This window comes from Paucilactobacillus wasatchensis (assembly GCF_000876205.1).
Taxonomy (GTDB): domain Bacteria; phylum Bacillota; class Bacilli; order Lactobacillales; family Lactobacillaceae; genus Paucilactobacillus; species Paucilactobacillus wasatchensis.
Map to the genome: position 1 here is coordinate 1 of NZ_AWTT01000031.1, position 24,723 is coordinate 24,723.

The 24,723-nt window shown below is 40.6% G+C and carries 40 protein-coding genes; 1 reads left to right on the forward strand and 39 read right to left on the reverse strand.

Annotation, left to right across the window (positions count from 1 at the left end; all coding sequences use genetic code 11):
• Positions 1–247: 247 nt before the first annotated feature.
• From WDC_RS06220 to rpsL, 39 genes are all read right to left on the reverse strand, one after another.
• Positions 248–1,435: an aminotransferase-like domain-containing protein gene (locus WDC_RS06220; RefSeq protein ID WP_044011014.1), complete on the reverse strand. Its 1,188-nt coding sequence runs from the start codon at positions 1,433–1,435 to the stop codon at positions 248–250.
• Positions 1,436–1,735: 300 nt separating this feature from the next.
• Positions 1,736–2,128 (reverse strand): 30S ribosomal protein S9, encoded by a 393-nt coding sequence (gene rpsI / locus WDC_RS06225; protein WP_044011015.1) that lies wholly within the window; start codon positions 2,126–2,128, stop codon positions 1,736–1,738.
• Positions 2,129–2,141: 13 nt separating this feature from the next.
• Positions 2,142–2,585 carry a 50S ribosomal protein L13 gene (rplM, locus tag WDC_RS06230; RefSeq protein ID WP_044011016.1) on the reverse strand — a complete coding sequence of 148 codons (444 nt, stop codon included), beginning with the start codon at positions 2,583–2,585 and terminating at the stop codon, positions 2,142–2,144.
• A gap of 86 nt (positions 2,586–2,671) precedes the next feature.
• Positions 2,672–3,487, reverse strand: a complete 816-nt coding sequence (truA, locus tag WDC_RS06235; RefSeq protein ID WP_044011017.1) for a tRNA pseudouridine(38-40) synthase TruA — start codon at positions 3,485–3,487, stop codon at positions 2,672–2,674.
• The gene (locus tag WDC_RS06240; protein WP_044011018.1) at positions 3,484–4,287 is read right to left on the reverse strand and encodes an energy-coupling factor transporter transmembrane component T family protein; all 804 of its coding nucleotides are present in this window, start codon (positions 4,285–4,287) and stop codon (positions 3,484–3,486) included. The genes truA and WDC_RS06240 overlap by 4 nt, the downstream gene beginning before the upstream one ends.
• Positions 4,287–5,153 (reverse strand): energy-coupling factor ABC transporter ATP-binding protein, encoded by an 867-nt coding sequence (locus WDC_RS06245; protein ID WP_044011019.1) that lies wholly within the window; start codon positions 5,151–5,153, stop codon positions 4,287–4,289. The genes WDC_RS06240 and WDC_RS06245 overlap by 1 nt, the downstream gene beginning before the upstream one ends.
• On the reverse strand, positions 5,126–5,962 hold the full coding sequence (locus WDC_RS06250) for an energy-coupling factor ABC transporter ATP-binding protein (RefSeq protein ID WP_044011020.1): 837 nt from the start codon (positions 5,960–5,962) through the stop codon (positions 5,126–5,128). Before WDC_RS06250 ends, WDC_RS06245 begins: the two co-directional genes overlap by 28 nt.
• A gap of 224 nt (positions 5,963–6,186) precedes the next feature.
• The gene (gene rplQ, locus WDC_RS06255; RefSeq protein ID WP_044011021.1) at positions 6,187–6,570 is read right to left on the reverse strand and encodes a 50S ribosomal protein L17; all 384 of its coding nucleotides are present in this window, start codon (positions 6,568–6,570) and stop codon (positions 6,187–6,189) included.
• A 27-nt stretch (positions 6,571–6,597) separates the two neighbouring features.
• On the reverse strand, positions 6,598–7,542 hold the full coding sequence (locus tag WDC_RS06260; RefSeq protein ID WP_044011022.1) for a DNA-directed RNA polymerase subunit alpha: 945 nt from the start codon (positions 7,540–7,542) through the stop codon (positions 6,598–6,600).
• A gap of 88 nt (positions 7,543–7,630) precedes the next feature.
• Positions 7,631–8,020 (reverse strand): 30S ribosomal protein S11, encoded by a 390-nt coding sequence (gene rpsK, locus WDC_RS06265; protein ID WP_044011023.1) that lies wholly within the window; start codon positions 8,018–8,020, stop codon positions 7,631–7,633.
• Between the two features lie 28 nt (positions 8,021–8,048).
• A complete protein-coding gene (gene rpsM / locus WDC_RS06270; protein ID WP_044011024.1) occupies positions 8,049–8,414 on the reverse strand; it encodes a 30S ribosomal protein S13 in 366 nt (121 codons plus the stop codon).
• 30 nt (positions 8,415–8,444) lie between these two features.
• A complete protein-coding gene (rpmJ, locus tag WDC_RS06275) occupies positions 8,445–8,564 on the reverse strand; it encodes a 50S ribosomal protein L36 (protein WP_041092826.1) in 120 nt (39 codons plus the stop codon).
• A 44-nt stretch (positions 8,565–8,608) separates the two neighbouring features.
• Complete coding sequence (gene infA, locus WDC_RS06280; protein ID WP_041092824.1) at positions 8,609–8,827, reverse strand: translation initiation factor IF-1; 219 nt, start codon at positions 8,825–8,827, stop codon at positions 8,609–8,611.
• 142 nt (positions 8,828–8,969) lie between these two features.
• Positions 8,970–9,620, reverse strand: coding sequence for an adenylate kinase (locus WDC_RS06285; protein WP_044011049.1), 651 nt, complete (start codon positions 9,618–9,620; stop codon positions 8,970–8,972).
• Positions 9,621–9,654: 34 nt separating this feature from the next.
• Entirely contained in the window at positions 9,655–10,953 is a 1,299-nt protein-coding gene (gene secY, locus WDC_RS06290) for a preprotein translocase subunit SecY (protein ID WP_044011025.1), read from the reverse strand.
• Positions 10,953–11,387, reverse strand: coding sequence for a 50S ribosomal protein L15 (gene rplO / locus WDC_RS06295; RefSeq protein ID WP_044011026.1), 435 nt, complete (start codon positions 11,385–11,387; stop codon positions 10,953–10,955). The genes secY and rplO overlap by 1 nt, the downstream gene beginning before the upstream one ends.
• A 33-nt stretch (positions 11,388–11,420) precedes the next feature.
• Positions 11,421–11,603, reverse strand: coding sequence for a 50S ribosomal protein L30 (gene rpmD, locus WDC_RS06300; RefSeq protein WP_044011027.1), 183 nt, complete (start codon positions 11,601–11,603; stop codon positions 11,421–11,423).
• Between the two features lie 13 nt (positions 11,604–11,616).
• Positions 11,617–12,117 (reverse strand): 30S ribosomal protein S5, encoded by a 501-nt coding sequence (rpsE, locus tag WDC_RS06305; RefSeq protein WP_044011028.1) that lies wholly within the window; start codon positions 12,115–12,117, stop codon positions 11,617–11,619.
• Between the two features lie 21 nt (positions 12,118–12,138).
• Positions 12,139–12,495, reverse strand: a complete 357-nt coding sequence (gene rplR / locus WDC_RS06310; protein WP_156127012.1) for a 50S ribosomal protein L18 — start codon at positions 12,493–12,495, stop codon at positions 12,139–12,141.
• A gap of 36 nt (positions 12,496–12,531) precedes the next feature.
• Positions 12,532–13,068, reverse strand: coding sequence for a 50S ribosomal protein L6 (gene rplF / locus WDC_RS06315; protein WP_044011030.1), 537 nt, complete (start codon positions 13,066–13,068; stop codon positions 12,532–12,534).
• 30 nt (positions 13,069–13,098) lie between these two features.
• A complete protein-coding gene (rpsH, locus tag WDC_RS06320) occupies positions 13,099–13,497 on the reverse strand; it encodes a 30S ribosomal protein S8 (protein WP_044011031.1) in 399 nt (132 codons plus the stop codon).
• 36 nt (positions 13,498–13,533) lie between these two features.
• Positions 13,534–13,719: a type Z 30S ribosomal protein S14 gene (locus tag WDC_RS06325; protein WP_011668486.1), complete on the reverse strand. Its 186-nt coding sequence runs from the start codon at positions 13,717–13,719 to the stop codon at positions 13,534–13,536.
• Positions 13,720–13,737: 18 nt separating this feature from the next.
• Entirely contained in the window at positions 13,738–14,280 is a 543-nt protein-coding gene (gene rplE, locus WDC_RS06330; protein WP_044011032.1) for a 50S ribosomal protein L5, read from the reverse strand.
• Positions 14,281–14,307: 27 nt separating this feature from the next.
• Positions 14,308–14,616 (reverse strand): 50S ribosomal protein L24, encoded by a 309-nt coding sequence (gene rplX, locus WDC_RS06335; protein ID WP_044011033.1) that lies wholly within the window; start codon positions 14,614–14,616, stop codon positions 14,308–14,310.
• 34 nt (positions 14,617–14,650) lie between these two features.
• Positions 14,651–15,019: a 50S ribosomal protein L14 gene (gene rplN, locus WDC_RS06340; RefSeq protein ID WP_044011034.1), complete on the reverse strand. Its 369-nt coding sequence runs from the start codon at positions 15,017–15,019 to the stop codon at positions 14,651–14,653.
• A gap of 51 nt (positions 15,020–15,070) precedes the next feature.
• On the reverse strand, positions 15,071–15,337 hold the full coding sequence (gene rpsQ, locus WDC_RS06345; protein WP_044011035.1) for a 30S ribosomal protein S17: 267 nt from the start codon (positions 15,335–15,337) through the stop codon (positions 15,071–15,073).
• Positions 15,338–15,361: 24 nt separating this feature from the next.
• Positions 15,362–15,568: a 50S ribosomal protein L29 gene (rpmC, locus tag WDC_RS06350; RefSeq protein ID WP_044011036.1), complete on the reverse strand. Its 207-nt coding sequence runs from the start codon at positions 15,566–15,568 to the stop codon at positions 15,362–15,364.
• Complete coding sequence (gene rplP, locus WDC_RS06355) at positions 15,558–15,992, reverse strand: 50S ribosomal protein L16 (RefSeq protein WP_044011037.1); 435 nt, start codon at positions 15,990–15,992, stop codon at positions 15,558–15,560. Before rplP ends, rpmC begins: the two co-directional genes overlap by 11 nt.
• 2 nt (positions 15,993–15,994) lie before the next feature.
• On the reverse strand, positions 15,995–16,666 hold the full coding sequence (rpsC, locus tag WDC_RS06360) for a 30S ribosomal protein S3 (protein WP_044011038.1): 672 nt from the start codon (positions 16,664–16,666) through the stop codon (positions 15,995–15,997).
• A 12-nt stretch (positions 16,667–16,678) separates the two neighbouring features.
• Complete coding sequence (gene rplV / locus WDC_RS06365; protein ID WP_041092793.1) at positions 16,679–17,026, reverse strand: 50S ribosomal protein L22; 348 nt, start codon at positions 17,024–17,026, stop codon at positions 16,679–16,681.
• Positions 17,027–17,039: 13 nt separating this feature from the next.
• Positions 17,040–17,330: a 30S ribosomal protein S19 gene (rpsS, locus tag WDC_RS06370; protein ID WP_044011039.1), complete on the reverse strand. Its 291-nt coding sequence runs from the start codon at positions 17,328–17,330 to the stop codon at positions 17,040–17,042.
• A 43-nt stretch (positions 17,331–17,373) separates the two neighbouring features.
• Positions 17,374–18,219, reverse strand: a complete 846-nt coding sequence (gene rplB, locus WDC_RS06375) for a 50S ribosomal protein L2 (protein ID WP_044011040.1) — start codon at positions 18,217–18,219, stop codon at positions 17,374–17,376.
• A gap of 27 nt (positions 18,220–18,246) precedes the next feature.
• Positions 18,247–18,534 (reverse strand): 50S ribosomal protein L23, encoded by a 288-nt coding sequence (gene rplW / locus WDC_RS06380; protein ID WP_044011041.1) that lies wholly within the window; start codon positions 18,532–18,534, stop codon positions 18,247–18,249.
• Positions 18,534–19,160, reverse strand: coding sequence for a 50S ribosomal protein L4 (rplD, locus tag WDC_RS06385; RefSeq protein ID WP_044011042.1), 627 nt, complete (start codon positions 19,158–19,160; stop codon positions 18,534–18,536). Before rplD ends, rplW begins: the two co-directional genes overlap by 1 nt.
• 18 nt (positions 19,161–19,178) lie before the next feature.
• Positions 19,179–19,844 (reverse strand): 50S ribosomal protein L3, encoded by a 666-nt coding sequence (rplC, locus tag WDC_RS06390; protein WP_044011043.1) that lies wholly within the window; start codon positions 19,842–19,844, stop codon positions 19,179–19,181.
• A gap of 33 nt (positions 19,845–19,877) precedes the next feature.
• A complete protein-coding gene (rpsJ, locus tag WDC_RS06395; protein WP_044011044.1) occupies positions 19,878–20,186 on the reverse strand; it encodes a 30S ribosomal protein S10 in 309 nt (102 codons plus the stop codon).
• Between the two features lie 334 nt (positions 20,187–20,520).
• Positions 20,521–22,620, reverse strand: a complete 2,100-nt coding sequence (gene fusA, locus WDC_RS06400; protein WP_044011045.1) for an elongation factor G — start codon at positions 22,618–22,620, stop codon at positions 20,521–20,523.
• A 130-nt stretch (positions 22,621–22,750) separates the two neighbouring features.
• Complete coding sequence (gene rpsG, locus WDC_RS06405) at positions 22,751–23,221, reverse strand: 30S ribosomal protein S7 (RefSeq protein ID WP_044011046.1); 471 nt, start codon at positions 23,219–23,221, stop codon at positions 22,751–22,753.
• 15 nt (positions 23,222–23,236) lie between these two features.
• The gene (gene rpsL / locus WDC_RS06410; RefSeq protein ID WP_044011047.1) at positions 23,237–23,650 is read right to left on the reverse strand and encodes a 30S ribosomal protein S12; all 414 of its coding nucleotides are present in this window, start codon (positions 23,648–23,650) and stop codon (positions 23,237–23,239) included.
• A 272-nt stretch (positions 23,651–23,922) separates the two neighbouring features.
• On the opposite strand from rpsL, the gene WDC_RS06415 reads away from it, so the two are divergent.
• The gene (locus tag WDC_RS06415) at positions 23,923–24,624 is read left to right on the forward strand and encodes a prepilin peptidase (protein ID WP_044011048.1); all 702 of its coding nucleotides are present in this window, start codon (positions 23,923–23,925) and stop codon (positions 24,622–24,624) included.
• The last annotated feature ends 99 nt before the right edge of the window (positions 24,625–24,723 follow it).

Below are 24,723 nucleotides of genomic sequence, written 5' to 3' on the forward strand. Positions count from 1 at the left end.
AATCCATTCCCTTAAAAATCATTTGAGTATGGTCAATTTAAATTAAACGTGTTAATCCTGAAAAGTTTCGTACTTATTGTCACTAACTATGGTGAATGGATACGTTTTTGTGTACTTACTTTTTTATGCTTAAATTTTAGAAAAATTATTGTTGTTTCTACCACTAATCAAAAAAGAAGAACCGGCAGCTTTCAAAAAATTGAAAGTTACTGGTTCTTCTTTTTATAAGTAATAAAACTAAGTTCGACTACTTACTCATAACCTCTTCAATCGCCTCGGCTAATCGCTTGACGCCGTCTTCAATCTTGTCTTCCGGTGTATTCGAATAGTTCATTCTAAACGTCCCCGGAATGCTTTCATTACCAAAGAATGGATCGCCTGGTACGATGGCAACATTCCGCTTAAGAGCCGCATCAAATAGTTTTTGCGAGTCCGCAACTCCTGGTACCATCACCCATAGAAACATTCCACCCTCAGGATTACTATGCGTAACTCCGGCCGGGAAATATTTATCCACAGCGTCTACCATAATTTGTTCCCGCTTGTGGTACAGCGCTGTGATGGCAGTAACATGGTCCTCGATATCATTTTCGGCAAAGTATTCCGCCGCAATGTATTGTGCCAGACTATCAGTGTGTAAATCCGCCGATTGCTTCATCATTGTATACTTTTTAATTAACTTCGGATCAGCTACTACCCAGCCAAGTCGTAATCCTGGTGAGAAAATTTTAGATAACGTTCCCATGTAGATTACGTGATTGTTTTTATCGAGTGATTTCAGGGATGGTAGGTTGTTACCTGACCACCTAATCGCACCATATGGATTGTCTTCCAAGACTAATACATCATACTTTCCTGCTAATTCAACGAGCTTTTTTCGTCGTTCCAATGTCATCGTCCGGCCGGTTGGATTTTGAAAAGTTGGTACTGTATAAATTAACCGAGTATCAGGATTGTTCTTTAGTGCTTCTTCCAACGCATCCATCTTCATGCCGTCTTCGTCCATATCAACACCGACGAAGTGCGCGCCGTATGATCTAAAAACATCAATGGCAGTCAAATAAGTAGGATCTTCAACGATAACAGTGGTGCCTTCATCGATAAATATTTTCCCAGTTAAATCAATCGACTGCTGTGAACCTGTGGCTACCATCACGTGATCGCTGTCCGTCTTGATTCCTTCGATCTCTAGTCGATTTAAAATAACCTGGCGTAACCCGGGAACTCCTTGAGAAGAACCATATTGTAAGGCTGCTCTCCCATTCCCAGTTAGAACTCGATTAGCAGCTGCCTTAACTTCTTCAACTGGGAAAAGTTCAGGAGCAGGCAGGCCACCTGCAAATGAAGTGACTTTCGGATCACCAGCTACTTTTAAAATGTCACCAACTGCGTCAACATCTGATTGTGGTACATGCTTGGAAAATTTATATGTCATGTCGAAAAACTCCTCTATTATGTATTTTTTGCACCTACTTAATTTGTTGGTGCGATGTTATCACCACGTTCATGTAAAAAATCGCATTTCTTTGAAAACATGTTACCTGCTGAACATGTGACGATGTATATAATTATATCACGAATTATTAGATTTAGATTAGAAAATTAACTTTTTTTAATAGTTATTTGAAAACCAATGTAAATCAAAGCAAAATCAATTTTAAATATTTTTTACAAAAAAAGTGCCCCACAACCAAAGTTGTGAAACACTTGATATTCGCTGATATACCGTAGTATATTAACGCTTTGAAAATTGACTAGCTTTACGAGCCTTCTTAAGACCTGGCTTCTTACGTTCCTTCATACGAGCATCACGGGTTAATAACCCAGCGCGCTTCAAAGGTCCACGGAAATCAGGATCAACGCCTAACAAGGCACGGGCAATGCCGTGACGAGTTGCGCCAGCTTGACCAGAGAAACCACCACCACGAACGTTAACTAAAACGTCATAGGTACCAGTTGTTTCTGTTGCTGTGAATGGTTGCAAAACCACTGCTCTTAAGTTAGCAAATGGAATGTAATCTTCAATATCTTTTCCGTTCATTGTAATTTTACCTGAACCGGGTACTAATCGAACACGTGCAGTTGAATTTTTACGACGACCTGTGCCGCTATATTGTACTTGAGCCAATTCCATTTCCTCCTTAGATTAAGTTTGTAATGTCTAATACTTCGGGTTTTTGTGCTTCATGCTTGTGATTTGCATCAGCGTAAACATGGAGCTTCATCCCCATCTTACGACCAAGCGTATTGTGAGGTAACATTCCCTTAACTGACATTTCAATCAATCTTTCTGGGTTATTTGCTCTCAAATCACCAGCTGAACGCTGTTTGATTCCACCAGGATAATCTGAATGGCGATAGTAGAACTTGCCATTAGCCTTGTTTCCAGTTAATTTGATTTGAGATGCGTTAATAACAATCACGTTATCACCCGTATCCACATTAGGGGTGAATGTTGGTTTGTTTTTACCACGTAAAATTGAAGCAACTACTGTTGATAAACGTCCCATGGGTACGTCTGTAGCGTCAACAATATACCATTTGCGGTCAATTTCATTTGGATTTGCTAAGTAAGTCGTTCTCAATGTTGAATCCTCCATTTTCTGTTATCTTCGTCGACATTATAAGCGTACCGGGCCCATCAGGTGGACAAAGAATACCAACGACAAGTTTACTTTAAATTTCCTTTTTCGTCAATGCTTTTCGTAGTATTATGCAAATTATTTTCATAGCCAACACTCACTAAATACAATCCACTTGCAGGAGCCGTCCACCGCGCTAACTGCCTGTCTTTACCCGCCAATATTTTAGGGATATCATCAACTGCTCGTTGACCAGTACCAATTTCTAACAACACAGCCACCATGATCCGCACTTGGTTATATAAAAAGCCACTACCGGAAAATTCTAACACAATCTCATTTTGGGTATTGTCAGGCACAACTGTAGCTGAATAAATGGTCCGCACGTGACTCTTAACATTACTCCCAGATGCAACAAAACTTGTAAAATCATGTTCCCCCACAAAGTCTTGGCACGCCAGCTGCATTTTAGCGACATCTAAGGGATATTTAAAGTGCCCAGTGTAATCACGCTTAAATGGATTGACAAACTCGCCTTGCGACACACGATAGCGATAACGCTTATTATGAGCACTAAAGCGAGCATGAAAATCAAAACTAACTGGTTCAACTTTTTTAACAAGCACGTCTAGTGGTAAAGAACTGTTAAGTGCTTTTAGTAACGCCACCGGTTCAATTTCAAATGGTAAATCAAAATGTGCCACTTGCCCAAGTGCATGCACCTTCGCATCAGTTCGTCCGGATGCAATCACTGCAACTGGCGGCTGCGGTTTCTTAGCAATGCGATTGACCGCAACTGTCAGTACCTGTTCCACGGTTCGCTGGTGTGGTTGTACCTGCATTCCAGCAAAATTAGAACCATCATAGGCAAATGTAATTTTATAACGTGCTGTTTTCTTAATCATGAATAAAGTCTAACTCCTACCAAAACAATTGTAACAACCACCATGACCAGACATGCGGCTGTATCTTTACCGTGCCACTGTAAAATTCTAAATTTACTACGACCCTCGCCACCACGATAGCCACGTGCTTCCATCGCAGTTGCCAACTCATCTGCACGATTAAACGCACTAATAAAGAGCGGGATTAGGATCGGGATCACAGATTTAATTCGCTTCCAAATACTACCCGTACTAAAATCGACCCCCCGGGCGCGTTGGGCATTCATAATTTTTTGGGTCTCATCTAGTAAAGTAGGCACAAATCGTAATGCAATCGATAGCATTAACGCAATTTCATAGACGGGGACCTTAATCTTAATTAGGGGTTTCATGAGTGACTCGACTGCATCAGCGATTAATAACGGGGGCGTAGTGAGCGTCAAAACTGTCGACATGCAGATAATCAGTAAAAACCGACAAAAAATATAACCTCCATTGATTAGACCAAACTGGGTAATCGAAAAAATCCCCCAATGCCAATAGATATGCCCGCCATTGCTGAACAACATTTGCAAGATCACGGTAAACAAAATAATCCAAATCAATGGCTTAATCCCATCCCAGAAAAAACCTAGCTTAACTTTAGTACTCAAAATAACAACCAGTGTGAACAAGCCTAAAAATGCGTAGGCTAACCAACTATTCGCAAAAAAAATAATGACAATAAAATAGAAACTAAGGACTAACTTTGCACGCGGATCCAGTCGATGAATAAATGAATTAGTGGGCACATATCGGCCAAATAATACCTTTGAAAACATTATTGTGCCCCACTTTCTAGTTGCTGACTAACTTGCGCGGTTAGCTCCGCCACTGTCATTGGAAATGGATCAAACTTAAACCCATGATGCTGTAACGCTTGTGCAAAAGCGGTTGTTTTAGGCACCATCAAGTGATTGGCTTGTAACCATTTTGGCTCGATAAAAATCTCGCGCGGCGCACCCGTTTTAACAACAGCTCCATGATTCATCACTACAACCTGGTCTGCATATTTAGCTGCATCTTCCATTTGATGGGTCACTAAGATCACCGTCAACTGTTGTTGCTGTTGTAGCTGTGCAAATAATTCCATAATTTCCCGTTGCCCGCGCGGATCTAGTCCCGCAGTGGGTTCATCTAAAATAAGAATTTGCGGCTGCATTGCTAGCACACCTGCAATTGCTACTCGGCGCATTTGACCACCAGATAATTCAAATGGTGAATGACTTGCTAAACTAGCATCCAACCCCACTAATCGCATGGCTTGATTTGCAAGCTGCTCTGCTTCTTCGTTGGTCTTACCTAAATTTTTAGGACCAAACGCAATATCCTTGAGCACTGTTTCCTCAAATAGTTGGCTTTCAGGAAACTGGAACACAATGCCGACGTGCTGCCGTAATTTGGCTAGTTGTTGATTAGAGCTATCATGGCCCACAGTGATTTTACCCACAGTAACACTGCCACTGGTAGGCTTTAGCAGCCCATCCAGTAACTGGATCAAAGTTGATTTACCACTGCCCGTGTGGCCAACAATGGCCGTATAAGTGTTAGACTCTATCGTTAAATTAATGTCTGTCAACGCTGTAGCCTCAAACGGCGTGCCGGGTTGATACACAAACCCTACTTGGTTAAATTCAATTTCTGCCATAGCCAATCCACCATCCTGTTACTGTTCATGTATTCTTTAGGGACTTGTAGCTCATCTTGTAATGCGCGTTTAACTTTTTCACCAAATGGAACATCCAGCCCAAGTTCTAGCAACCGATCTCCTTGCGTCAAAATTTCTGCCGGTGTTCCTTGATCAACTAAGCGACCGTCGTCAATCAGTAAAATGTGATCAGCCATTGCCGCTTCATCAATATCATGGGTAATCGCCAGAACCGTCAAATGATATTGCTGCCGTAGCTGTTTTAATAGTGTCAAGATTGTCTCACGACCTTCTGGATCCAGCATACTAGTAGCCTCATCCAAAATTAAAATTTCTGGCCGCATAGCTACGACACCAGCTAACGCCACTCGCTGCTTTTGTCCTCCTGATAAAGTAGCCGGCTCACGATCGGCAAATTCACTCATCCCAACCATTGTTAGAGCCTCATTAACCTTGGTAATCATCTCAGTGCGAGGAACATGCCGATTTTCCAAGCCAAAGGCAACGTCATCAGCTACCGTAGCGCCAACAAATTGATTATCTGGATTCTGAAAGACAAATCCGATTTTACGCCGAATATCCCAGATGTTGTCTTCTTGAATTAACCGTCCATCGATGAAAATTTCACCGTCATTGAAGTCTAACAAACCATCGATTGCCTTGGCTAACGTACTCTTGCCACTGCCGTTATGGCCAACTACTGCTACCCAATCACCTTGCTTAACATCAAATGATAAATCATGCAGGGCATCACCTTTTTCATCAGGATAATGATATGAAACACTCTTAGCGGAAATAATAGCTGTCATAATATGTACTTACTCCTATATTAAACGATAGCTCAATAATACCATATCTATCATTGGACCAATAGCAAACTAGTATCATTGAAACTAAAAAAATCACTTACAACTGCGGCGCACGAAATAAATTTCGCATTCAAGCTAGACTAGGAAATTACTTTCCACCATCATAACGCTTTATACCAGCAATCATAGTGATTCTTTATTACGTATTTAGTTAAATTGATGAATTAATCAACAAATTCCAAAATAACCATTTGTGCGGCGTCTCCACGACGAGGCATGGTCTTCAAAGTTCGTGTATATCCACCATTACGATCAGCATACTTAGGTGCTAATTCTTCAAATAAATTTTGAAGTGCAGACTGAACACGAACATCATCGCCGTCTTCTTTGACATCTGCGACAACATTACGAATGAATGCAGCAGCTTGACGACGTGCATGCATATCGCCACGCTTACCAAGCGTAATCATTTTTTCAGCAGAACGACGAACTTCCTTAGCGCGTGCCTCAGTAGTTTCGATCCGACCATTAACGATTAAATTGGTAGTTAAATCACGCAATAAAGCTTTTCGTTGTGAACTTGTACGACCTAATTTACGGTAACTCATGAACTGGCTTCCTCCTTTTGTGAATAATTAATCTTCTTGGCGAAGTGATAATCCTAGATCGGCTAACTTAGCCTTAACTTCTTCCAATGACTTACGTCCTAAATTACGAACCTTCATCATATCAGCCTCTGAACGATCAGTTAATTCCTGCACGGTGTTAATGCCGGCACGCTTGAGACAGTTATAAGAACGAACAGACAAGTCCAATTCTTCAATTGTCATTTCTAACATTTTTTCTTTATGGGTTTCTTCTTTTTCCACCATAATTTCAGCATTTTTAGCAGTGTCTGTTAGGTCAACAAACATTGATAAATGCTCTGTTAAAATTTTAGCAGCTAAACTAACTGATTCACTCGGTGTAATCGAACCATCTGACCAAACATCAAGTGTTAACTTGTCATAATCGTTACGTTGACCAACACGAGCATTCTCAACTGTGTAGTTGACGCGTTCGATTGGGGTATAGATGGAATCAATTGGCAAAACTCCGATTTGAAGATCATCCATGCGCGCTTTGTTATCATCTGCCGAAACATAGCCGCGACCCTTATCAGCGGTCATTTGAATATGCAATTCAGCACCATCGGCAACTGTAGCAATATGAAGATCCGGATTCAAAACTGTAACATCACCGTCAGTTTGAATATCACCGGCAGTAACTTCAGCTGGTCCCTTAACATCAATCTCTAATGTTTTATCTTCTTCAGTATCAATTTTCAATGATACCTTTTTCATGTTCAAAATGATTTGAGTCACATCTTCAGTAACGCCCTCAATGGTCGAAAATTCATGAAGGACTCCATCAATTTGAATACTAGTAATCGCTGCTCCTGGAAGTGATGCGAGCAAAATGCGACGGAGCGAGTTGCCAAGAGTTGTTCCATAACCGCGCTCAAGTGGTTCTACGACAAACTTGCCATAGTTATTGCTTTCATCAACTTTGTGAATGTTAGGTTTCTCAAATTCGATCATTCTTATCCTTTACCCCTTTCAAAACGTGGTTCGTTATTAATACGAAATTACATTGGTATGAAGAACTTCTCCACGGAAATGCACTGAATTAAACACGACGACGCTTTGGAGGACGAGAACCATTATGTGGCACTGGGGTCACATCACGGATTGCACTAACTTCAAGTCCAGTTGTTTGAAGTGCACGAATTGCAGCTTCACGACCAGAACCAGGTCCCTTAACAGCAACTTCAACAGTCTTCATGCCGTGTTCCATTGATGCTTTAGCAGCAGCTTCTGCTGACATTTGGGCAGCAAATGGTGTTGACTTACGGCTTCCTTTGAATCCTAAAGATCCAGCAGAAGACCAAGCAACAGCATTTCCTTGCATATCCGTGATCATAACTAACGTATTATTAAAAGTTGAATGGATGTGAGCCACACCGGATTCAATATTCTTTTTTACTCGACGCTTACGCGTACCTTTTCTTGTAGCCATAGAAATGTCAAACCTCCTTTTCTAATATTTATTTTTTGCGGCCAGCAATAGAAACAGTCTTACCCTTACGAGTACGAGCATTGTTCTTTGTATGTTGTCCACGAACTGGCAAACCACGACGATGACGCATGCCACGATATGAACCAATTTCTTGAAGTCGCTTGATATTCAATGATACTTCACGACGAAGATCACCTTCAACCTTTAATTGGTCAACTTCTGTCCGAATCTTATCTTCCTGGTCTGGAGTTAAATCGCGCACGCGAATTTCTTCAGAAACGCCAGCATTTGACAAAATTTCTTGGGCAGTTGTATTACCAATTCCAAAAATATAAGTTAATCCGATTACGATTCGCTTATCACGAGGTAAATCGACACCTGCAATACGAGCCATTAATTACTGCACCTCCATTTCATTAATAAATTACTTACCTTGACGTTGTTTGTGTTTAGGATTTGCGGAGCAAATTACCATAACACGGCCATGACGTTTGATCACTTTACAGTGTTCACACATTGGCTTTACTGATGGTCTTACTTTCATTTGAATACCCTCCTAGAAAGTTAAAAGTCCAATTACTAATTAATTTATTTAAAGCGAAATGTAATCCGGCCCTTTGATAAATCATAGGGTGACATCTCAACTTGAACACGATCGCCTGGCAAAATTTTGATATAGTGCATTCTAATTTTCCCAGAAACATGGGCCAAGATCTCATGACCATTTTCTAGTTCCACTTTAAACATTGCGTTTGGTAAAGTTTCTGTAACTTTACCTTCGATTTCAATAACATCATCTTTTGCCAATGATAGGTTCCTCCTTGCATAATTTTCATAAAATTGACGTAAAAATGGTGGACACATTTGTTCCACCCTGCATTTTTCTAGCTAAACCTAAAGTAGTTTACCACAGGTTGCTAGTCAAAGCAAGAATGGACCATCAGCGCCGTTACAAGTTCGCCAGTATTTTTGAAACTGCTTGGTAAACCAAATCAATGTCTTGTTCACCATTCACCGTGTGTAACACACCAGCTTTTGTATAATAATCAACTAACGGTGTATTCATTTTAATGTTAACATCAAGTCGATTTTTAACTGTATCTGGTTTGTCATCGTCACGTTGATAAAAATCATGGTGACCACAAACATCACATGTTCCTTCAACCTTGGGTGGATTATAAATTCGGTGATAGGTTGCACCACAATTTCGACAAATAAATCTGCCGGTCAACCGTTCTGCTAGTACCGCTGGATCTACATCGATATTCAATACAGCGTCCAACTGACGATTAGAGTCATCCAACATTTTGTCTAGTGCTTTTGCCTGAGTCAAGTTCCGTGGAAAGCCATCTAACATAAATCCTGCAGCAGTATCAGCCTTTGCCAATCGCTCTTGCACAATTCCATTAGTAACCTCGTCTGGCACCAATTCACCTTTATCAATAAAACCCTTAGCCTGCAATCCCATTGGCGTCTCATTTTTCATTGCTTCACGAAAAATGTCACCAGTTGAAATATGCGGAATATGAAATTCCTCAACAATTTTTTGTGCCTGAGTACCTTTACCTGCGCCAGGCAACCCCATTAAGATTAAATTCATCGTACTCACTAGTTTATGCCTCCCATTAGCCGAACTATTCTCTAATAAAACCGATATACTCTCGTTTCATCATTAAACCATTCAGTTGACGGATAACGTCCAAAGCAATTTGAACGATAATCAGCAAACTAGTACCGCCTAAGCCAATTGATTGACTTAGGTTCCAAATGTTACTAGCTAACAATGGAATTAATGAAATAACCCCGAGGAACAAAGCACCCACAGTACTGAGTCGCATCAACAATGATGAAACAAAGCTTTGCGTCGCTTTACCTGGCCAAACACCAGGAATGTAACTGCCCTGCTTTTGCAAATTCTCTGCCAATTTTTCAGGATTAACCTGAACAAACGCATAGAAAAAGGTAAAGAGAACAATTAACAAAATATACAGTGATGTTCCACTGGTCGTTTGCATGTTGAAAATATTCGTCATGATTTGGTACCAGCGGTCATCACCATGATTTTGCTGAAATGCCATCAGAATCGTTTGCGGTGTGGAAACAAATGAACCTGCAAAGATAACTGGAATAACACCGGCAACGTTGATCTTCAATGGAAGATAACTGCTTTCAGGAGCAGCCGTTGTCCGTCGCGTATATTGAATTGGTAAGCGTCGTTCTGCTTGTTGAACCCAAGTAACAAAGGTAACAATAACCAGGAGAGCAACAGCTACTAATGCAATAAAACCAATTCCCATCCATAGTTCACTGCCTGAAGCACCAGAAATTTGATCATTCCACATTTCGCTAATTCCTGTTGGCATTTGGGCAATAATTCCGGCAAAAATCAGCATCGAAACACCATTACCCAAACCACGTTCGGTGATCATATCACCCATCCAAGTTGCTAACATGGTCCCAGCCGTTAAAATCAAACCGATCATCAAGTATGTTTTAAGCCCAGGATTGTTAACTAACTTCAATGTACTTAATGCATTAAACCCTGCAGTAATTCCGATTGATTGAATAAAACCAAGGACAATTGTCAGCCATCTGGTTGCTTGATTCAGCTTACGACGACCAACTTCCCCTTGTTTACTCCACTCAACGAACTTAGGCACAATGTCCATTTGCAATAATTGAACCACAATTTGAGCTGTAATGTAGGGTGAAACCCCCATTGCAAACAGTGAATAGTTTGACAAACCACCACCACTAAATGTGTTCATAATAGATGCCAGCCCAGTTGATGCAACTTCTTGTAATGCAGCTGCATTAATTCCGGGAACTGTAATAAAGGCCCCTAATCGATATACAACTAAAACAAACAAAGTAAACATGATTTTCTTGCGAATATCTTTAACTTTGAATGCATTTTTCATAGTTGTGAACATTAAATCACCTCAGTTTTACCACCTGCAGCTTCAATTGCTGAAACAGCAGAAGCAGAAAACTTGTTTGCTTTAACAGTTAACTTCTTTGACAATGAACCATTGCCCAGAATCTTAATGCCACTTTTTTCATTCTTGACAACTTTGTTTTCAACCAACAATGTTGGTGTAATTTCAGTACCATCATCAAACTTATCTAATACAGATAGGTTTACAATCGCATATTCTTTACGACTAATGTTTGTAAATCCACGTTTAGGAATTCGACGATAGAGAGGCATTTGGCCCCCTTCAAATCCAACACGTGTTTTGCTACGCGCTTTTTGACCCTTTTGGCCACGTCCGGCTGTTTTACCATTGCCAGATGACGTACCACGGCCAAGACGGTTGCGTGTGCCACGTGAACCTTCAGCGGGTTGTAATTCATGTAACTTCATATTGGTAGGCACCTCCTTGTATATTTTTCTAAACTACTTAACTTCTTCAACAGAAACCAAGTGAGCAATTTTAAAAATAGCGCCGCGCGTTGCTTCGTTATCAGGTTTGATAACAGAACTGTTCACGCGTCCTAACCCTAACGATTTAACAATTACACGTTGAGCTGGAAGACGGTGGGTCACGCTACGAATTAAAGTAATTTTTACTTGAGCCATAATTGTCCTCCTACTATTGTGCTAAGTGTTCGAGTGAAACGCCACGCAAAGTTGAAACTTCTTCTGCACTCTTAAGTTCTTTCAAGCCTTCAAATGTTGCACGAACAACATTGACAGGAGTATTAGAACCTAAACGTTTTGACGTTACATCAGCAACACCAGCCAAATCCATGACGGAACGGACAGCACCACCAGCAGCAACCCCAGAACCTTCAACAGCAGGCTTCAACAAGATACGACCGCCACCATAAACGCCAAGTACTTGGTGTGGCAAAGTTGTTCCAACGATTGGAACTTCAATCAAATTCTTTTTGGCTGCTTCAACAGCTTTTCGAATTGCTTCTGGAACTTCTTGTGCCTTACCAGTACCAAAGCCAACATGTCCCTTCTTATCGCCAACAATTACTAATGCAGCGAAACGAAGACGACGTCCACCTTTAACAACTTTAGTAATTCGGTTGATAGAAACAACATTATCTTCAAGATCTAATTTTGATGGGTCAATAAATGCCATTACGGGTTATTCCTCCTTTTCTTAGAACTTCAATCCATTTTCACGTGCTGCTTCAGCTAAAGCTTGAACACGTCCGTGATATAAATAACCGCCACGATCAAAAACAACATCAGAAATTTTCTTTTCTGAACCGCGCTTGGCAATCAATGTACCAACCTCAGTTGCTTGTTCTGTCTTGGTCTTGCCACTTACTTCACTGTCTATTGTGGAGGCACTTGCGAGCGTCACACCCTCTACATCATCAATTAATTGAGCGTAGATGTTCTTGTTTGAACGAAAAACATTTAAGCGTGGGCGCTCCGCAGTACCAGAAATCTTACCGCGAACGCGCGCATGACGACGTTGACGGGTTTGGTTCTTATCTGGTTTGGAAATCACAACAGTCACCTCTTTATTTTAATTATAATTACGAAACTACTTACCAGTCTTACCTTCCTTACGACGAACATATTCATCCTCGTAACGAATACCTTTACCTTTGTAAGGTTCTGGTAAACGTACGGCACGAACTTCCGCTGCAAAGTCACCGACTGCTTGTTTGCTGATACCATCAATTTTAATCGTCGTGTTATCAGGCACTTCTAATGACAATCCTTCTGGTGTATCAAACTCAACTGGATGGGAATACCCAACAGCTAAAATTAACTTCTTACCCTTCAATTGGGCACGATATCCAACACCAACAAGTTTTAATGTTTTAGAAAAACCGTTAACCACACCTTCAACCATGTTGTTGAAGTTAGCACGAGTTGTACCATGAAGAGCACGAGTTTTATTGTTGTTATCTGGTCGATCAAACTTAACACTAGTGCCATCAACGTTCATTGTGATAATTGGTGAAATTGTCCGAGTCAATGAACCCTTAGGACCCTTAACTGTCACATCATCACCATCACGTTTAACTTCAACACCAGCGGGTAATTCAACTACTTTATAACCAATCCGACTCACGATATGCACCTCCTAACTTATATTATTTTATTACCAAATGTAGGCGAGAACTTCGCCGCCAACTTTTTTAGCGCGTGCTTCTTTATCTGTTACGACACCTTGTGAGGTAGAGATAATTGCAATTCCAAGACCATTTAAAACCTTAGGAACAGCATCTGCTTGAACATATGAACGTAAACCTGGCTTTGAAATTCGTTTCAAACCGGAAATAACACGTTCGTTGTCTTTGCCGTACTTTAAGAACACACGAATGACACCTTGTTTGTCATCATCAATATATTCAACATCGCGTACGAAACCTTCTTTTTTCAAGATTTCAGCAATGTCATGCTTAATTTTTGATGCAGGAACTTCTAGTGATTCATGACGAACCATGTTCGCGTTACGAATCCGCGTTAAGAAATCTGCAATTGGATCAGTCATAGACATTGATGTTTATCCTCCTTTGTGTTGGTTTAATTTAGTTTACCAGCTAGCCTTTTTCATACCAGGAATTTGGCCTTTGTGGGCAAGCTCACGTAAGCAAATACGGCATAAATGGAACTTTTGATAAACAGAGTGTGGACGTCCACAACGCTCACAGCGTGTGTACGCTTGTGTCGAAAACTTAGCTGGACGCTTGTTTTTAGCAATTTGTGATTTTTTTGCCAATTCGTGGAACCTCCTTATTTATTTAGCAAATGGCATACCTAACTGTGCCAATAGTTCGCGTGATTCTTCATCGGATTGTGCAGTAGTAACAATAACGATGTCTAAACCACGAACACGATTTACATTATCATAGTTAATTTCTGGGAAAATTAATTGTTCACGAACACCTAAAGTATAGTTTCCGCGACCATCAAATGCTTTGTTGCTAACACCATGAAAATCACGAACCCGAGGGAGTGAAACATTAACCAATTTGTCTAAGAAATCATACATGCGATCGCCACGTAATGTGACTTTGGCACCAATTGACATTCCTTCACGAAGACGGAAGCCGGCAATTGACTTTTTAGCTTTTGTAACCAAAGGCTTTTGACCAGAAATCAATGATAATTCTTCAACAGCCTCATCAAGATTCTTAGCATTGGTCGTTGCATCACCGACACCCATATTCAAAACGATCTTATCAATCTTAGGTGTCTGCATAATAGAAGTATAGTTAAACTTTTCAACTAATGAAGGTGTTACTTCATTAACATACTTGTCCTTCAAACGGTTTACCATGAAGTTTTGTTCCTCCTTCCTTAAAAATTAATCAAGAGTTTGTCCTGATTTCTTTGCCACACGAACTTTTTTGCCATCAACAACTTTAACACCTATACGAGTAGGCTCGTTATTGGAAGGGTCAATGAGCATGACATTTGAAACTTGAATTGGCGCTTCTTTATCAATCACGCCACCTTGTGGAAATTCATTACTAGGTTTTTGGTGTTTTTTCACCATATTGACGCCTTCGACAACCACACGGTTAGCTTTACTTAAGGTCTTAGTGATGGTACCTTCTTTACCTTTATCCTTACCGCTGATTACTCGAACTTTGTCACCAGTTTTTACAAACATGTTGATCGCGCACCTCCTTATTTTTCAGATGAAATTACAGTACTTCCGGAGCTAATGATACGATTCTCATGAAATCATCATCACGTAGTTCACGAGCGATAGGTCCAAAGATACGAGTACCTTGTGGGCTCTTATCATCCTTGATAAGTACAGCTGCATTTTCATCAAATTTGATATATGAACCATCAGCACGGTGAAGTCCTGACTTAGTTCGAACAACGACTGCTTTGACAACGTCACCTTTTTTGACAACGCCACCTGGTGTTGCTTGTTTAACAGTAGCAACAATAATGTTACCAATATTACCTGTCTTGACACGTGAACCACCTAAAATCTTAATTACTAGGATTTCACGGGCACCAGAGTTATCAGCAACTTTTAATCGACTTTCTTGTTGAATCACGGTTATGTCCTCCTTCCATCTTCAAATCAGAATACGAATTTAAGTGATGATTTAGATAATAACAGCTTTTTCAACAATCGATACAAGACGGAAACGCTTTGTAGCAGAGAGTGGTCGAGTTTCCATGATACGAACAATATCGCCAGTTTTAGCTTCGTTATTTTCATCGTGCGCATAGTATTTCTTTGAATATTTAACTCGCTTGCCATAAACAGGAGCGTTTTTATAAGTTTCAACTCTAACAGTGATGGTTTTATCCATTTTGTCTGAAACAACGCGACCTTGATATACCTTGCGGGCATTACGTTCTTCATTCATGCGTTAATCCTCCTTTTCCGTATTCTAGTTATTTGATTCTTGTTGACGAAGAACTGTCTTAACTCGTGCAATGTCTTTACGAACTTTGTTAAGACTTGCAGTGTTTTCCAGTTGACCAGTAGCTAATTGGAAACGTAAGTTAAACAATTGATCCTTCAAATTCTTTTCTCTAACAAGCATTTCAGCAGTGGTTAATCCGTTTAATTCTTGAACGAAATCTTTAGTCTTCATTTGATTCGCCACCTACTTCCTCACGTTTTACAATCTTGGTGCGAACTGGTAATTTGTGGCTGGCAAGACGTAATGCTTCACGAGCGACTTCTTCAGAAACGCCGCCAACTTCAAACATTATTTTGCCACGCTTAACAGGTGAAACCCATCCTTCAGGTGCACCTTTCCCATTACCCATTCGAACTCCAACACCTTTAGCAGTGTAGGATTTGTGAGGGAAAATCTTAATCCAAACTTTCCCACCACGCTTCATATAACGGTTCATCGCAACACGAGCGGCTTCAATTTGACGGTTTGAAATCCAGTGTGATTCTAGTGCTTGAATTCCGTAATCACCAAAGGTAACAGTTTTGCCACCCTTAGCCTCGCCACGCATGTGGCCACGTTGCTCACGACGAAACTTAACTCGTTTCGGTATTAGCATGCTTATTTCCCTCCTTGCTCTTTAACGTTCGTTTGAACGCCTTTCTTTTGAGGAAGAATTTCTCCTCGGTAGATCCAAGTCTTAACACCTAATTTACCATAGGTTGTTTGTGCTTCATCCCAAGAATAGTCAATGTCAGCACGCAAAGTATGCAGAGGAACTGTTCCATCTGAATATGATTCAACACGTGACATGTCAGCACCATTCAAACGACCAGCAACCTGTGTCTTAATACCTTTTGCGCCTGAACGCATTGTTCGTTGCATCGCTCCACGCATAGCACGACGGAACGCAACTCGGCCTTCAAGTTGACGAGCAATACTTTCGCCAACAAGGTGAGCATCTAAATCAGGCTTTTTGATTTCAACGATGTTAATATGAACTCGTTTGCCTGTAAGTTTGTTTAACTCTTTACGAAGTGCTTCTACTTCTGAACCACCCTTACCAATGACCATTCCTGGTTTGGCAGTATGAATTGATACGTTTACCCGGTTAGCGGCACGTTCAATTTCAACGGTTGAAACAGAGGCTTCAGCAAGTCGTGTTGCGATATATTTACGGATCCGTAAGTCTTCGTTCAAGTAAGTAGCATAATCTTTTTCAGCATACCACTTAGCTTGCCAATCGCGAATGACCCCGACACGGAATCCAGTTGGATTAATCTTTTGACCCACTAGTTATTCCTCCTATTTTTCTGACACAACCACTGTAATATGACTTGTTCGTTTGTTGATTGGTGAAGCTGAACCCTTAGCGCGAGGACGGAAACGTTTGAGCGTTGGTCCTTCATTTGCAAAAGTTTCACTTACAACCAATGATTCACGATCTAAATCAAAATTATTTTCAGCGTTTGCAACAGCAGATTTTAGAACTTTTTCAACATCTGAAGATGCACCACGAGGAGTGAACTTCAGAATTGCAAATGCCTCGGCAACATTTTTACCACGAATAGTATCTAATACCAAACGTACTTTACGTGAAGAAACACGCACAGTTGTAGCTGTTGCCTTAGCTGATGTGATTTGTTCTGCCATAATTCACCCTCCTTTACTTAGCAACAACACTGGTTGCTTTATCACTGTTTGTTCCATGACCATGGAATGTCCGTGTAGGCACAAATTCACCAAGCTTATGTCCTACCATATCATCTTGAACGTAAACTGGTACATGTTTGCGACCATCATAAACAGCAAATGTATACCCAATAAAACTAGGAAAAATTGTTGAACGGCGTGACCATGTTTTAATAACCGTTTTTTTATCTTGACCTTCTTGTGCTGCAACCTTCTTTAGAAGATGAGCATCGGCAAACGGTCCCTTTTTTAAACTACGACCCATTATGTGACCTCCTCTCGGATTTTAAATTGCAATAATAATTTTTTTAGCGAGTATGTGGACCACGTTTGCGACCACGAACAATCAATTTGTTTGAACGAGCCTTATGTGAACGTGTCTTCTTACCAACAGTCTTCTTACCCCATGGAGATAGAGGTGATGGAAGACCAACTGGCGCTTTACCTTCACCACCACCATGAGGGTGATCGTTAGGGTTCATTACAGATCCACGAACGTGTGGTCGTTGACCAGCATAACGTTTACGACCAGCTTTACCAATGTTAATCAATTCATGCTGTTCATTTCCAACAGCACCAATAGTTGCACGGCAAGCAGCCAAAACCATTCGAACTTCCCCAGAAGCTAAGCGAACTAAAACGTACTTACCTTCCTTACCAAGTAATTGTGCTGACGCACCGGCTGAACGAGCAATTTGTCCACCCTTACCAGGCTTGAGTTCAATATTGTGAATCACAGTACCAACAGGAATGTTAGCTAATAGTAATGCATTACCGACTTTGATGTCAGCTTGTGGTCCTGATTCAACCTGCATTCCAACTGTTAATCCCTTAGGTGCAAGGATGTATGACTTAACACCGTCAGCGTATACTAATAATGCAATATTGGCTGTTCGGTTTGGATCATATTCGATTGCTTTAACTGTAGCAGTCACACCGTCTTTGATTCGTTTAAAATCAATGATTCGGTATTGACGCTTTGTACCACCGCCACGATGACGAACCGTAATGTGTCCGTAGCTGTTACGGCCGGCTGTACGACCCTTAGGTGCTAGTAATGATTTTTCTGGAGTAGTTTTTGTAATCTCTTCAAAATCAGAACCAGTCATATTACGACGACCGTTAGTGGTTGGTTTATATTTCCGAATTCCCACTGTATTTTCCTCCTATTCCAGATTTAATTATTCTTCATTGAATAACTTAATTTCATTAGAATCGGCAGATAAAGAAACAATTGCCTTACGACGCTTTTTTGTGTAACCGGCGTAACGACCTTGTCGCTTCAACTTACCACGAACATTCATAATGTTTACTTTAACTACCTTGACATCAAAAATTTCTTCGATTGCCTTTTTTACTTGCGTTTTAGTAGCTCGTACATCAACATCAAATGTATAGCGCTTGTCATCCATGGTTGCCATCGTTGCTTCTGTGACAACAGGACGTAGAATAATATCACGTGCTTCCATTATGCGAGCACCTCCTCTACCTGAGAAAGAGCTGATTGGGTAATTACTAACTTATCGTTATTAACTACATCCAAAATGTTCACACCACTTGCATCAACCACCGTAACATTTGGTAAGTTGTGTGCAGATAATGCAGCATTTTGACTATCTTCATCAAGTACTACTAAAGTTTTTGCTGTTGCTTTAAGGTTACCTAAGACAGCAGAAAAATCTTTTGTCTTTGGTTGGTCAAATGTCAATGTATCAACAACTACTAGGCTGTCATCCAAAACCTTTTGAGACAATGCAGACTTAATAGCTAATTGACGAACCTTACGAGGTAATTTGTAACTGTAAGAACGAGGGGTTGGTCCGAAGACAATTCCACCGCCACGCCATTGTGGTGAACGAATTGATCCTTGACGAGCACGACCTGTTCCTTTTTGACGCCATGGCTTCTTTCCACCGCCTCGGACAGCACTACGGTTTTTAACCGCATGTGTACCTTGACGTAGTGAAGCTCGTTGACGCAAAATTGCATCAAATACGGCATTTTCATTTGGTTCGATCCCGAATACATCAGCATTCAAATCAACTGAACCGTTTTGACTTCCATCTTGTTTATATAATGCAACGCTTGTTGTCATTACCTAGTTCCTCCCTTCTTAAGCTTTATTTTTTTGCTTGCTAAGATTCTTCTTAGTGTTTGCTTTAACTGAATTTTGAACAGTCACATATGATTTGTTAGCGCCAGGAACATTCCCCTTAATCAACAAAACATTATTGTCAGTATCAACACGAACTATCTTCAAGTTTTGCATTGTTACTGTGTTGCCACCCATACGACCTGGTAATGGCTTACCTTTGAACACTCGGTTAATGATTGCACCAAGTGAACCTGGACGACGGTGATAACGAGAACCATGTGACATAGGGCCGCGACGTTGGCCATCCTTATGGATGTTACCTTGATAACCGTGTCCTTTAGTTGTACCAGTGACGTCGACAGCTTCACCAGCTGCAAACAGATCTGCTTTAACTTCGTCACCGACTTTAATATCTTCTCCTAATTGCGCATCTCTAATTTCACTGATGAAGCGCTTAGGAGTAGCTTTTGCTTTTGCTACATGACCTTGTTCGGGTTTATTGCTGAGAACTTCACGTTTGTCATCGAAGCCTAATTGAACGGCATCGTAACCATCGCTTTCAAGTGACTTAACTTGCAAAACAACGTTGGGAGTTACGTCAACAACTGTAACAGGGACTAATTCACCAGCTTCGGTAAACACCTGCGTCATCCCGACTTTTTTTCCTAAGATTCCTTTGGTCATGAGTACACCTCCTATATCCTGTAATTAATTTTATTAAAGCTTAATTTCAATGTCGACACCACTAGGCAAGTCAAGTTTCATTAATGAATCAACTGTCTTAGGTGTTGGATCAACGATATCAATCAAACGTTTGTGTGTGCGCATTTCAAACTGCTCACGTGAATCCTTAAACTTATGTGTTGCTCGAATCACTGTATACAATGTCCGTTCTGTTGGAAGCGGAATTGGACCCGAGATAGTAGCACCAGTTCTCTTAGCAGTCTCGACAATCTTGTCAGCAGACTGGTCTAAGATCCTGTGCTCATAAGCCTTCAATCGAATACGAATCTTTTGTTTTGCCATTTTGTTCCCTCCTTCGTCAATATTTTAAATTTTGACTAGCTCCGTGAAAATTACCGCCACATCCTGTGGCAAAGCGGCCGGGTGTGTCGCAACCTTTCACATCATCACTGTTCACCTCAAACCACGAGCAGGGCATACTTCTCCCTGTTCAAAGCTCAAGCACTTACCTATGATACTAGAGAAACACCCAGAATTCAAGAGTTTTCTGTGATAAAATTCAATTTATTTCCGAACTAATTTACCCAACCAAAAAAGACGTATTATTTTTTTCGATAACTCTATCAAATTTAAGTTACAAAAAAAGCATTCCAATTGGAATGCTTTTTTACATCAATTATTCTTTTACGTTTGAACCACCGTTTTTCTTGATGATTTCTTCTTGAATTGACTTTGGTACCTTTTCGTAGTGATCAAAGGCCATTGTAAATGTACCACGACCTTGTGATGCAGAACGAAGCGTTGTTGCGTAGCCAAACATTTCAGCTAGCGGTACATATGAATGAACTTGTTGCGCATTGCCACGCTCTTCCATTCCTTCAATACGACCACGACGAGCTGTAACTTGGCCCATGATATCGCCCATGTATTCTTCAGGAATCACGATATCAACCTTCATGATTGGTTCTAGAATAACTGGAGCAGCGGTCTTTGCAGCATTTCTCAAAGCCATTGATGCGGCAACTTTAAAGGCTGCTTCACTAGAATCGACTTCATGATAACTACCATCATATAACTTAGCTTTTAAGTCAACCAATGGGTAACCAGCAAGAACACCATTAGCCAACGATTCCTTCAAGCCTTGTTCAACTGATGGAATATATTCACGAGGAACAACCCCACCAACAATGGCATCTTCGAATTCAAAGCCTTTTCCTTCTTCGTTGGGAGAAAATTCAATCCAAACATCCCCATATTGACCTTTACCACCTGATTGACGAACGAATTTACCTTGAGCCTTTGTGCTCTGAGTAAATGCTTCACGGTAGGAAACTTGTGGGTTACCAACAGTAGCTTCAACGTTGAATTCACGTCTCATCCGGTCAATGATGATGTCCAAATGTAACTCACCCATTCCGGCAATCAATGTTTCACCGGTTTCAGGGTTTGTTTCAGCCTTGAATGTAGGATCTTCTTCAGCTAGCTTTTGTAAAGCTATATCCATCTTATCTTGGTCAGCCTTTGATTTTGGTTCAACGGCAACTTGGATAACTGGGTCTGGGAATTCCATTGATTCAAGCTGCAATGGATGGTCTGGATCTGTAAGCGAATCACCAGTAGTTGTATTCTTAAGACCAATTGCGGCAGCAATGTCACCAGAGAATACTTCTGGGATTTCTTGACGGTGATTTGAATGCATTTGCAGCAAACGACCAACACGTTCACGTTTGTCTTTAGTCGTGTTTAACACATATGAACCTGATTCAAGTGTTCCGGTATACACACGAATAAATGTCAAACGACCAACAAATGGGTCAGTAGCAATCTTAAATGCCAAAGCAGCAAATGGCTTGTCGTCTCCGGCAACCAATTCAACTTGTTCACCTGAATCAGGATCAGTAGCATTGTAAGGTTTAACGTCAAGTGGTGATGGTAAGTAGTCAATAACTGCATCCAACATCATCTGAACGCCCTTGTTTTTGAAAGCTGAACCTGCTAAAACAGGGAAGAGCTCCAAGTTCAAAGTACCACGGCGAATTGCAGCTTTAATTTCTGCTTCTGAAACTTCTTCGCCGCCCAGATATTTTTCCATGATATTGTCATCAATGTCAGCAAGTTGCTCGATCATTGCATCACGACGTTTGTTGGCTTCTTCCTTATATGCGTCAGGAACGTCAACTGTATCCCATTTTGAGCCAAGTTCATCTTCGTCATAGATATCAGCCTTCATTTCAACAAGGTCAATAACTCCTTCGAAGTTGTCTTCGGCACCAATTGGCATTTGAATTGGTAAAGCGTTAGCTTGTAGTCGATCCTTGATTGTTGAAACTGAATAATCAAAGTCCGCACCAATTTTGTCCATTTTGTTAGCAAAGACAATCCGTGGAACACTGTAATCTGAGGCTTGACGCCAAACGGTTTCAGTTTGTGGCTCAACACCAGCTTGTGCATCAAGCACAGCAACGGCGCCATCTAAAACACGGAGCGAACGTTCAACTTCAACAGTGAAGTCCACGTGTCCTGGGGTATCAATAATGTTGATTCGGTGATCCTTCCAAGCAGCCGTAGTGGCAGCTGAAGTAATCGTGATTCCACGTTCTTGTTCTTGTTCCATCCAGTCCATTTGTGAAGCACCATCATGTGTTTCACCAATTTTATGAATCTTACCAGTATAGTACAAGATTCGTTCGGTTGTTGTTGTTTTACCGGCATCAATATGGGCCATGATTCCGATATTACGAGTTTTTTCAAGTGGAAATTCTCGTTTATTAGCCATCTTAAAAGTGTTTCTCCTTCCAACTGTTAATTAAATTGTTCACCAAGTTCCGGAAAAAGTGGCTCTTATATGATTTCATATAACAGCCACCGTCCTGAAAACTAGGTTCCATTTACAAAATTTAAAGTGATTACCAACGATAATGTGCAAACGCACGGTTGGCATCGGCCATACGGTGAGTGTCTTCACGTTTTTTAACTGATGCACCAGTATTGTTGGCGGCATCCATGATTTCACGAGCTAAACGCTCTGTCATCGTATGTTCTCCACGTGAACGAGAGAATTGAGTAATCCACCGAAGACCAAGTGTTGTTCGACGATCTGGACGAACTTCGATTGGAACTTGGTAGTTAGAACCACCAACACGGCGAGCCTTAACTTCCAAGACAGGCATAACGTTTTCCATTGCTTGTCCGAAAACTTCAACTGGGTCATTGCCAGTCTCATCTTTAATCATCTCAAACGCACCATAGATGATTTTCGAAGATGTTCCTCTTTTACCATCAATCATCAAGTGGTTGATTAAACTTGTAACTAATTTTGAATTGTACATTGGATCGGGTAAAACTTCCCGTTGTTGTACATGTCCTTTACGTGGCATTTAAATAACCCCTCCTTATTCCTTTGGCTTCTTTGTTCCGTATTTTGAACGGCTTTGACGACGATCTTCAACTCCGGCAGTATCCAAAGTACCACGGATAACGTGATAACGAACACCAGGTAAATCTTTAACACGGCCACCACGAATCAAAACAACACTATGTTCTTGTAAGTTGTGTCCGATCCCTGGAATATAAGCTGTTACTTCGATCAAGTTAGATAAACGTACACGAGCATACTTCCGCAATGCAGAGTTAGGCTTTTTAGGTGTCATTGTTCCAACACGAGTAGCAACTCCTCTTTTTTGTGGTGATGGGTTAACAACTGAAGCCTTCTTGTAACTGTTGTAGCCAAAGTTCAAAGCTGGTGACTTCGACTTTGAGCTATGTGTCTTACGTCCTTTACGTACCAATTGGTTAATTGTTGGCATGAAATTTGTTCCCCTTTCTTGTTCTCATCTTTGCTTTAAGTCCACACATCCAGGTGGTTCTTTTCACTTTATAAAAAAAACACACAAGAATCGTGTTAATTGTGCTACTCACCGACGACAGCTCGAACCTGCCGACTGACAGAGTAACTGCGTTGCTAAAAAAGCACCTTTATTAGGATATCACGCAGGCTGCATAGTGTCAACGATCATTTGGTCACTAAAAAACTAAAATTAATTTTTACTGCGTACATATATTGTTAGGAGGAAAAATTATGCTAACAATTTTTTATTTTATTTATGGTGCTTGTTTTGCTTCATTTCTGTCATTAACCGCTGTCCGTTTAGTCAACCACCAGTCGATTATTGCGCCACGGTCACATTGTGATCAGTGCAATCATCAGCTTAAAAATTGGCAACTAATTCCGATTATCGGTTTCCTAGTTCAAGGTGGTCGCTGCCACTTTTGTCATGCAAAAATTTCAAGTTTTTCAACCATTGCTGAAATCGGCCTGGGAATTTTTTTCACAACTTTACAGCAGTATTCAGTAGTACAAAGTTTAACATGGATTTGTGCCAGCGCCACTTTAATCTTTTGTGCTGCTACCGACGTAACATCTCATTTTATTTACAGTCCGTGTCTACTGGGATTTATTCCGTCACTAGCATTGACCGTTCATTGGCAACAATTTTCAATTTCGGCTGGACTATCACTTGGATTAACTATTTTAATACTAGCAATCACTAGTCTTCTAACTCATGGTTTAGGTCTTGGCGATATTGAACTAATTATCATTTTTCAACTACTACTTGGGTTTACTCCTACCATGATTGTGCTTGCTGTTAGTTCTTTTGCTTCAATTATTTATTTTATCATTACTAAGCATAAAAGTGAGTTGGCATTTGTGCCATTTTTGGCATTTTCATTTTTATTAGTGGTAAGTTGGCCAAGTTTAATAGAGTTGGCCCAATTTTAAGTTTGTAATTACTATTTTTTTCAGACGTGCAAACTACCACACGTGTCTATCGTATAACACAAAAAAGCTGATATTAGATTCAAACTACGTATTCCCTTT

Coding starts and splice junctions, on each gene's coding strand:
- rplD (WP_044011042.1), bottom strand. CDS start 19,160: ATGACAACAAGCGTTGCATTATATAAACAAGATGGAAGTCAAAACGGT.
- rpsS (WP_044011039.1), bottom strand. CDS start 17,330: ATGGGTCGTAGTTTAAAAAAGGGACCGTTTGCCGATGCTCATCTTCTA.
- rpsQ (WP_044011035.1), bottom strand. CDS start 15,337: ATGAATGAAGAACGTAATGCCCGCAAGGTATATCAAGGTCGCGTTGTT.
- rpsM (WP_044011024.1), bottom strand. CDS start 8,414: ATGGCTCGTATTGCAGGTGTCGATTTACCTCGTGATAAGCGAATCGTA.
- rpsL (WP_044011047.1), bottom strand. CDS start 23,650: ATGCCAACAATTAACCAATTGGTACGTAAAGGACGTAAGACACATAGC.
- rplC (WP_044011043.1), bottom strand. CDS start 19,844: ATGACCAAAGGAATCTTAGGAAAAAAAGTCGGGATGACGCAGGTGTTT.
- rpsJ (WP_044011044.1), bottom strand. CDS start 20,186: ATGGCAAAACAAAAGATTCGTATTCGATTGAAGGCTTATGAGCACAGG.
- rplW (WP_044011041.1), bottom strand. CDS start 18,534: ATGGAAGCACGTGATATTATTCTACGTCCTGTTGTCACAGAAGCAACG.
- rplE (WP_044011032.1), bottom strand. CDS start 14,280: ATGGTAAACCGTTTGAAGGACAAGTATGTTAATGAAGTAACACCTTCA.
- rplV (WP_041092793.1), bottom strand. CDS start 17,026: ATGGCAGAACAAATCACATCAGCTAAGGCAACAGCTACAACTGTGCGT.
- rpmD (WP_044011027.1), bottom strand. CDS start 11,603: ATGGCTCAAGTAAAAATTACTTTAATTCGTAGCGTGACCCACCGTCTT.
- rpsG (WP_044011046.1), bottom strand. CDS start 23,221: ATGCCACGTAAAGGACATGTACAACAACGGGAAGTTTTACCCGATCCA.
- WDC_RS06240 (WP_044011018.1), bottom strand. CDS start 4,287: ATGTTTTCAAAGGTATTATTTGGCCGATATGTGCCCACTAATTCATTT.
- WDC_RS06415 (WP_044011048.1), top strand. CDS start 23,923: ATGCTAACAATTTTTTATTTTATTTATGGTGCTTGTTTTGCTTCATTT.
- WDC_RS06245 (WP_044011019.1), bottom strand. CDS start 5,153: ATGGCAGAAATTGAATTTAACCAAGTAGGGTTTGTGTATCAACCCGGC.
- rplX (WP_044011033.1), bottom strand. CDS start 14,616: ATGTTTGTAAAAACTGGTGACAAAGTTCGAGTAATCAGCGGTAAGGAT.
- WDC_RS06250 (WP_044011020.1), bottom strand. CDS start 5,962: ATGACAGCTATTATTTCCGCTAAGAGTGTTTCATATCATTATCCTGAT.
- truA (WP_044011017.1), bottom strand. CDS start 3,487: ATGATTAAGAAAACAGCACGTTATAAAATTACATTTGCCTATGATGGT.
- rpsH (WP_044011031.1), bottom strand. CDS start 13,497: ATGTCTATGACTGATCCAATTGCAGATTTCTTAACGCGGATTCGTAAC.
- rplO (WP_044011026.1), bottom strand. CDS start 11,387: ATGAAGTTACATGAATTACAACCCGCTGAAGGTTCACGTGGCACACGC.
- rplP (WP_044011037.1), bottom strand. CDS start 15,992: ATGCTAATACCGAAACGAGTTAAGTTTCGTCGTGAGCAACGTGGCCAC.
- rpsK (WP_044011023.1), bottom strand. CDS start 8,020: ATGGCTACAAGAAAAGGTACGCGTAAGCGTCGAGTAAAAAAGAATATT.
- WDC_RS06260 (WP_044011022.1), bottom strand. CDS start 7,542: ATGATCGAATTTGAGAAACCTAACATTCACAAAGTTGATGAAAGCAAT.
- WDC_RS06285 (WP_044011049.1), bottom strand. CDS start 9,620: ATGAATTTAATCTTAATGGGGTTGCCTGGCGCAGGTAAAGGTACTCAG.
- rpsE (WP_044011028.1), bottom strand. CDS start 12,117: ATGGCATTTATTGACCCATCAAAATTAGATCTTGAAGATAATGTTGTT.
- rplQ (WP_044011021.1), bottom strand. CDS start 6,570: ATGAGTTACCGTAAATTAGGTCGTACAAGTTCACAACGAAAAGCTTTA.
- WDC_RS06220 (WP_044011014.1), bottom strand. CDS start 1,435: ATGACATATAAATTTTCCAAGCATGTACCACAATCAGATGTTGACGCA.
- rpmC (WP_044011036.1), bottom strand. CDS start 15,568: ATGAAGACTAAAGATTTCGTTCAAGAATTAAACGGATTAACCACTGCT.
- secY (WP_044011025.1), bottom strand. CDS start 10,953: ATGTTCACAACTATGAAAAATGCATTCAAAGTTAAAGATATTCGCAAG.
- rpmJ (WP_041092826.1), bottom strand. CDS start 8,564: ATGAAAGTAAGACCATCAGTAAAGCCAATGTGTGAACACTGTAAAGTG.
- fusA (WP_044011045.1), bottom strand. CDS start 22,620: ATGGCTAATAAACGAGAATTTCCACTTGAAAAAACTCGTAATATCGGA.